The sequence below is a fragment of the Methylobacterium sp. ARG-1 genome (assembly GCF_001262595.1).
Classification (GTDB): domain Bacteria; phylum Pseudomonadota; class Alphaproteobacteria; order Rhizobiales; family Beijerinckiaceae; genus Methylobacterium; species Methylobacterium brachiatum.
Window position 1 is genome coordinate 365,162 of the sequence record NZ_LHCD01000001.1, and the last position, 7,248, is coordinate 372,409.

Sequence of the window (7,248 nt, forward strand, 5' to 3'; positions counted from 1 at the left end):
TCCTGAACGCAGATGCCTTTTTCCGACCTGGGACTGAGCGAGAAAGTCCTCAACGCCGTCGAAGCGGCGGGTTACACCGAGCCGACGCCGATCCAGGCTCAGGCCATCCCCCATGTGCTGGCGCGCCGGGACGTCCTCGGCATCGCCCAGACCGGCACCGGCAAGACCGCGGCGTTCACGCTGCCGATGCTGACGCTGCTGGAGAACGGCCGCGCTCGGGCCCGGATGCCCCGCACGCTGATCCTGGAGCCGACTCGCGAGCTGGCGGCCCAGGTGGTCGAGAATTTCGACCGCTACGGCACCAACCACAAGCTCAACGTCGCCCTGATCATCGGCGGCGTGTCCTTCGCCGACCAGGATGCCAAGCTCACCCGCGGCACCGACGTGCTGATCGCCACGCCGGGCCGGCTCCTCGACCATTTCGAGCGCGGCAAGCTGCTGCTCACCGGGGTCGAGCTGTTGGTGATCGACGAGGCCGACCGGATGCTCGACATGGGGTTCATCCCCGATATCGAGCGCATCGTGAAGATGGTGCCGTTCACCCGGCAGACCCTGTTCTTCTCGGCCACCATGCCGCCGGAGATCGAGCGGCTGGCCGACATGTTCCTGCACAACCCGCAGCGGATCGAGGTGGCGCGGCCGGCTTCCACGGCCTCGACCATCGCGCAGCGGCTGGTGGCGGTGGGCTCCGACGGCCATGCCAAGCGCGAGCGCCTGCGCAGCCTGATCCGGGGCGAGGCCGAGCTCAACAACGGCATCATTTTCTGCAACCGCAAGCGCGACGTCGCGCTGCTGCAGAAGTCGCTGGTGAGCCACGGCTTCGACGCCGCGGCTTTGCACGGCGACATGGACCAGCGTGCCCGCACCACCGCGCTCGACGCCTTCCGCAACGGCGAGACCGCGCTCCTGGTCGCCAGCGACGTGGCGGCCCGCGGCCTCGACATCCCGGCGGTCAGCCACGTCTTCAACTTCGACATCCCGCACCACCCGGAGGATTACGTCCACCGGATCGGCCGCACCGGCCGCGCGGGTCGCAGCGGCACCGCCTACACCCTGGTCGCTCCCGGGGACGACCGCTCCCTCGGCGCCATCGAGGCCCTGATCGGGCAGCCGATCCCGTGGTTCGACGGCGACCTGTCCACCGTGGCCGACCCGTCGGCCGATACCGGCACGCGCCATCGCGGCCGGTCGGGCGAGGGGCGCGGCGGGCGGCGTTCGGGCAAGTCCGAGGGCCGATCGTCCGAGAAGCGCGGCTCCGAGGGCCGGTCCTCCGAGGCCAAGGCGGTTGAGGACAAGCCCGAGGTTCGGGCCGAACCCGCGCGGGCCGAGGCCAAGTCCAACGGGCGCAGCGAGGCCGGCGGCCGTCAGCGGTCGCGCGGAGATTCGGCCGGCCGGCGCAGCGAGGGGCGTCCGGCCCCGCGTCCCGAGCTGGTACGCGAGGAAAGGTCGCGCGAGGAGCGTGGGCGCCGCAACGATCCCGACGGCGATACGCCGATCGGTCTCGGGTCACATGTTCCAGCCTTCTTGCTTCGACCAGTCTTGGCAAAGAAAGATAAGTAACGTCCGGACGTCCTAGCTTAACGTTCCTGCTACCAACCCGCCCTAGATTGTGATTCGGGCCGTCATGTCGTACTTCATTGATGGCCTCGTACGGCGGGATGCGGATGAGCCAGAAGACCCATTCGGATCGTGACCGCAGCTTCGCGCTGGCGAAGCGCGCGCACGATCTGATCCGCGATTACGGTCCCTCGGCCACGCCGCGGGCCTACGCGGTCTGGTACGCCTACGTCTCGGGCGAGCTGCCGCTGCTCGGCGATTCGATCAAGCGCCTGACCACGCAGAACGGCAGCCTGACCGAGTCCGATATCGACGACCTGCACGAGACCTATCTCGACGGCCGGCAGCTCACGAGCACCACCGGCGATGTCAGCCGCGGCATGCTCGACGAGATCGCGGCGGTGACCGAGATCCTCGACCTGTCGCTCGGCTCGACCGCCCAATACGGCGAGGCCCTGCGCGGGCTCGCCCAGGACCTGGCCCAGGGCATGCCGACCCGGGCCCGGCTGGGCGAGATCGTCTCGACCCTGGTCTCCACCACCCGCGAGGTCGCGGTGAACAACCGGGTGCTCGAAGCGCGAATGCGCGAGACCCGCAACGAGATCGAGACCCTGCGCGAGAAGCTCGAAGCCAGCCGGCTGGAGAGCCTCACCGACGCGCTGACCGGACTGTCGAACCGCAAGCATTTCGAGGAAACGCTCAAGGCGTCCCTCGAGGCCGCGCGGCTGGGGGCCACCCCGATGAGCCTGATCGTCCTCGACATCGACTTCTTCAAGCGGTTCAATGACCTCTACGGCCATCTCACGGGCGATCAGGTGCTGCGCCTCGTGGCGATCGTCATGCGCGAGAATGCCGGCAAGCAGGCGCTGCTCGCCCGGTTCGGCGGCGAGGAATTCGGCATCGTGCTGCCGGGTGCCGACCGGGCCGTGGCTCGGCAGGTGGCCGAGCAGGTCCGGGCCAGCGTCATGGGCCGGGAGCTGGTGAAGCGCTCCACCGGCGAATCGCTCGGCAAGGTCACGATCTCGCTCGGCATCGCGGTGCTGCATGCCGAGGACACGCCGGCCTCGCTGCTCGAGCGGGCCGATCTGTGCATGTTCGCGGCCAAGCGCGCCGGCCGCAACCGCGTCGTGGACGACGCGGCCGACTCGCTCTCCCAGGTCGCCTGAGAGCCGGCTTCAGGCCCGGGCCGGGATCCGGTCCTCGGACACCGGCGTGATCGCCACCGATTCGCCGCAGCCGCAGGCGGAGGTCTGGTTCGGGTTGTTGAACACGAACTGCGAGGCGAGCTTGGTGGTGGTGAAGTCCATCTCGGTGCCGAGCAGGAACAGCACCGCCTTGGGATCGACGAACACCCGGACGCCGCGATCCTCGACCACGTCCTCGCCAGGCTTGGGCGCCTCGGCGTATTCCATCGTGTAGGACATGCCGGCGCAGCCGCCGTTCCGGACGCCGACCCGCAGGCCGGCGATCGGACGGTCGGCATCCGCCATGATCGCCTTGATCCGCTCGGCCGCCCGATCGGTCAGCGACAGAACCTTGAACCCTGAAAACATCGTCACCCTCCCGCCCATCCGGGTTCAAGGCCCGGGAGCGCGCATTCTGACGGAGACAAGATAAGCATCCGCCCTCGCCCGGTCCACCGGGGCTGAGCCACAGGGCCGCGGCATTCGGCGCGTCAGGCGGTTTCGCCCACGAGCCGCGCGAAGGTGGCGAGGTCGACGTTGCCGCCGCTGATCACCACGCCGACGCGCTTGTCCTTCACGTCGACCAGCCCGTGCAGCACGGCCGCCGCCGCCAGGCAGCCGGTCGGCTCGACCAGAAGCTTCATCCGCTCGGCGAAGAACCGCATGGTCTCAACGAGCTGCGGGTCCGAGACGGTGAGGATGTCGGCGACCTCGCGCTGGATGATCGCGAAGGTCAGGTCGCCGAGCGCCGTCGATTGCGCCCCGTCCGCGATGGTCCGGGGAACCGGGATGGTCACGATCCGGCCCGTACGGAACGATTGCTGGCCGTCATTGCCGGCCTCCGGCTCGACGCCGATCACCCGGCAGCCGGGCGACAGGGCGGCGGCGGCGAGCGCGCAGCCCGCGAGCTGGCCGCCGCCGCCGAGGCAGGCCACCAGCACGTCGAGCGGCCCGGCCTCCTCGATCAGCTCCTGCGCCAACGTCCCCTGCCCCGCGATCACGTCGCGGTGGTTGAACGGCGGAATCAGCGTCATGCCCTTGGGCTCGGCGAGCTCGCGGCCCAGCGCCTCGCGATCCTGGGTATAGCGGTCGTACAGCACGACTTCGGCGCCGTAGCCCCTTGTCGCGGCGATCTTCGCCGCCGGTGCGTCGCCCGGCATGACGATGGTGGCTGGAATGCCGAGCAGCTGGCTCGCCAGGGCAATCGCCTGGGCGTGGTTGCCCGAGGAGAACGACAGCACCCCGCGGGCGCGGACCGCCTCCGGCAGGGCGCTGATCGCGTTGTAGGCCCCGCGGAACTTGAAGGCCCCGCCCCGCTGCAGGTTCTCGGCCTTGAAGAACAGTTTCGCGCCGGTCCGCGCATCCGCGGTGCGCGACGTCAGAACGGGGGTGCGATGGGCGATTCCGGCGATGCGTTCCGCCGCCCGGGCGACATCCGCGAAGGTCGGCGCGCCGCTCCGGGCCGCCATGGTCGTCTCTGCTTGCTCGGGCATCGTATCCTGCATCGCTCCTGGGCTCGTCCGCGCCGCGATCGGGCCCGGCTGCGCGGTCCTGACCGGACACGCACTCCTGCTGAAACCGGGATTCCTGTCGGCGTCGCGCTCCGAGCCGACGCGAGTCATAGGCAGGATTTGCGCCCGGCGCACCCGGCGGATTCAAAGGCCAAGCGGAGCCATTCGCTGGCCCGCCACTTGTATCTCTGGACTGGTTCGGGAGTAGCGTTGCCATGATAATGGAATCGAGGATCCGAATCGCTTCTCCGGCCAGCCTGAAGTGCGGTTTTGCGGAGGTCCGATGAGCGACAGGACGCGCGACCGACGCGCCGGCGATGAGGCCACCGAGGTCACGTTCCGGGGCCGTGGGCTCGCCCTGCGCTCCGGCGGCCGACTGATCCTGCTCGTCTGCCCGCTCTGCTCGCAGCGCAATGCCAGCCGCGGCGCCGAGCGCGGTATCTGCGAGTGGTGCGCCTACGTCCCCTCGCAGGACCAAGCCGAGCCGGTGGAGCGCGGAAACGGCTGAGTCGTGCGGTGCGCAAGCACGTCCCGTCTCCGGGTCGCATCGCTGGTCTGCCGCTTCCAGGGCCCCCTGCCGTGTGAGCAGAACCAGTTTCTGCGGGCGAGGCCGCGATCGCAGCCTCCGCCGCGGGGGCCGCGGGCATCGCATGCGAAGCGAGGACGGAAAACGCGCCCCCGAGGACGGCGTCACCGCGAGCGGCCGCGTTACCCGTCTCCCGCGAATGTCCGCGGTGCGTACTATTAACGGTTGCAAAAAACTTCTAAGATTTCGATTATAAGTCAGGGGGGGTGCCGACCGGGAGGTTTCATGCAACCGTCGGAATGCTGCATCTTTCGCATGATCATCGCGTCCGTGATCGGAAGCGGTATGACGTTGCTCGTGGTCCGGGGCTTCGACCCCTGGGCCCTCGTGCTGATCCCCATCGGCGGCAGCCTCGCGACCGTGTTCGTGATCGCCCTGTTCCAGGGCATCAGCCTGGCCCTGACCGCACGGTCGAACGGGAATTCCGAGTCGCCGACGTAGGGGTGTCGCGGCCCTTTTTTTATGACGGACTTTCGCAAGGCGGAAGCCGCACGTTTTTCAGATCCTCGACCCGCGACGGACGATGCAGCGTCCTGAGAGCCGGTCCCGGACAAGCCGAAAGCGCTTCTTCCCTTGCGCGCGCTACCACCTTCGCACGTCGGCCTGTGAAGCCCGCCACGTGCTCCCCTCTCCCGTGCGGGAGATGGGGACCCGCGTCACCAAGTCGACGATGTCTGAATCCGCCCGCCCACCCGGAGAGCGGACCCGAGTCCCGTCCTGAAGCGCCCCCCGGCCGCCCGCGGAGCGAGCCGCCAGAGCCGCCCCGCGCCGTACGTCTCCTCAGGTGTGGATCACCTTGCCGTAGGCGTCGAGCACGCTCTCGTGCATCATCTCGCTGAGCGTCGGGTGCGGGAACACCGTGTGCATCAGCTCCTCCTCGGTGCTCTCCAGGTTCATCGCCACCACGTAGCCCTGGATCAGCTCGGTCACCTCGGCGCCGACCATGTGGGCGCCGAGCAGCTGGCCGGTCTTGGCGTCGAACACGGTCTTGACCAGGCCGTCCGGCTCGCCCAGCGCGATCGCCTTGCCGTTGCCCGCGAAGGGGAACCGGCCGACCTTCACGGTGAAGCCCAGCTCCTTGGCCTTGGCCTCGGTGAGCCCGACGCTGGCGATCTGAGGCTGGCAATAGGTGCAGCCCGGGATCTTGGCCTTGTCCATCGGGTGGGTGTGCAGGCCCTTGATGGTCTCGACGCAGATGACGCCCTCGTGCTCGGCCTTGTGGGCGAGCATCGGCGGGCCGGCGACGTCGCCGATGGCGTAGAGGCCGGGCACGTTGGTCCGGCCGAGCCCGTCGGTGACGACGATGCCCCGGTCGATCGTCACCCCGAGCTTTTCGAGGCCGATATTCTCGATGTTGCCGACCACGCCGACCGCCGAGATCAGCTTCTCGGCGGTGATCTGCTGAGTCTTGCCGTCGCCGCCTTCGATGGTCGCCGTGACGGAATCGGCCCCCTTCTCGACCTTCGTGACCTTGGCGCCGGTGAGGATCTTGATGCCCTGCTTCTCGAAGCGCTTGCGGGCGATGCCGGCGATCTCCGCATCCTCCACCGGCAGGATCTGCGGCAGCAGCTCCACCACGGTCACCTCGGCGCCCATCGTCCGGTAGAACGAGGCAAACTCGATGCCGATCGCGCCCGAGCCCATGACGAGCAGGCTCTTGGGCATCGTCTCGGGGACCATGGCCTCGTAGTAGGTCCAGATCTGCTTCTTGTCGGGCTCGATCCCGGGGATCGCCCGGGGCCGGGCGCCGGTGGCCACGATGATGTGCTTGGCCTGGTAGGTCCCGGCGCCCTTGGCGCCCTTAGGCGGTTCGGCGCGCTTGGACTCCTTCACGGTGACCTGGCCGGGCTGGTTGCCCTTAGCCACGCTGTCGACCGCGGCCTCGCCCCAGATCACATCGACCTTGTTCTTCTTGAGCAGCATGCCGACGCCGCCGTTGAGCCGGCCCGAGACGCCGCGGGAGCGTTTGACGATGGCCGCGGTGTCGAACGACACCTCCTTGGCCGACAGGCCGTAATCGGAGGCGTGCTGCATGTAATGGTAGATCTCGGCTGAGCGCAGCAGCGCCTTGGTGGGGATGCAGCCCCAGTTCAGGCAGATGCCGCCCAGGTGTTCCCGGTCGACAACCGCGGTCTTGTAGCCGAGCTGCGCCGCCCGGATCGCCGTGACGTAGCCGCCGGGCCCGGCGCCGATGATGAGGATGTCGTAGGTGTCGGACATTGCGTGCTCCGGCTCAGACCAACATGCCCATCGGGTTCTCGATCAGCCCCTTGAAGGCCGCGATCAGCTCCGCGCCGAGCGCGCCGTCGAGGACGCGGTGGTCGCAAGACAGGGTGCAGGTCATCACCTGGACCACCGCCGGCGCGCCGTCCTTCACGACCACGCGCTTCTCGCCGGCGCCCACCGCCAG

8 protein-coding genes are annotated in these 7,248 nt (G+C 68.8%); 4 read left to right on the top strand and 4 right to left on the bottom strand.

All coding sequences use genetic code 11. The features are described 5' to 3' along the window. Positions 1 to 12: 12 nt before the first annotated feature. Together AKJ13_RS01755 and AKJ13_RS01760 are read left to right on the top strand one after the other, a co-directional pair. Entirely contained in the window at positions 13 to 1,560 is a 1,548-nt protein-coding gene (locus AKJ13_RS01755; RefSeq protein ID WP_050731823.1) for a DEAD/DEAH box helicase, read from the top strand. Between the two features lie 104 nt (positions 1,561 to 1,664). After that, the gene (locus AKJ13_RS01760; protein ID WP_050731875.1) at positions 1,665 to 2,723 is read left to right on the top strand and encodes a GGDEF domain-containing protein; all 1,059 of its coding nucleotides are present in this window, start codon (positions 1,665 to 1,667) and stop codon (positions 2,721 to 2,723) included. A 9-nt stretch (positions 2,724 to 2,732) separates the two neighbouring features. On the opposite strand, the gene AKJ13_RS01765 is transcribed toward AKJ13_RS01760, so the two are convergent. Continuing rightward, positions 2,733 to 3,110, bottom strand: coding sequence for an iron-sulfur cluster assembly accessory protein (locus AKJ13_RS01765; protein ID WP_007566183.1), 378 nt, complete (start codon positions 3,108 to 3,110; stop codon positions 2,733 to 2,735). Between the two features lie 122 nt (positions 3,111 to 3,232). After that, positions 3,233 to 4,246 carry a threo-3-hydroxy-L-aspartate ammonia-lyase gene (locus tag AKJ13_RS01770; protein ID WP_050731824.1) on the bottom strand — a complete coding sequence of 338 codons (1,014 nt, stop codon included), beginning with the start codon at positions 4,244 to 4,246 and terminating at the stop codon, positions 3,233 to 3,235. 289 nt (positions 4,247 to 4,535) lie between these two features. Here AKJ13_RS01770 and AKJ13_RS01775 point away from each other — a divergent pair, with 289 nt between their 5' ends. Together AKJ13_RS01775 and AKJ13_RS01780 are read left to right on the top strand one after the other, a co-directional pair. Further along, on the top strand, positions 4,536 to 4,760 hold the full coding sequence (locus AKJ13_RS01775) for a hypothetical protein (protein ID WP_007566185.1): 225 nt from the start codon (positions 4,536 to 4,538) through the stop codon (positions 4,758 to 4,760). 363 nt (positions 4,761 to 5,123) lie between these two features. Further along, complete coding sequence (locus AKJ13_RS01780; protein WP_244471478.1) at positions 5,124 to 5,279, top strand: hypothetical protein; 156 nt, start codon at positions 5,124 to 5,126, stop codon at positions 5,277 to 5,279. Positions 5,280 to 5,618: 339 nt separating this feature from the next. Here AKJ13_RS01780 and lpdA read toward each other — a convergent pair whose 3' ends face one another. Both lpdA and AKJ13_RS30105 read right to left on the bottom strand, forming a co-directional pair. Further along, the gene (gene lpdA / locus AKJ13_RS01785) at positions 5,619 to 7,058 is read right to left on the bottom strand and encodes a dihydrolipoyl dehydrogenase (RefSeq protein ID WP_050731826.1); all 1,440 of its coding nucleotides are present in this window, start codon (positions 7,056 to 7,058) and stop codon (positions 5,619 to 5,621) included. Positions 7,059 to 7,071: 13 nt separating this feature from the next. After that, on the bottom strand, positions 7,072 to 7,248 hold a 177-nt coding region (locus AKJ13_RS30105; protein WP_200905564.1), incomplete at its 5' end, for a 2-oxo acid dehydrogenase subunit E2.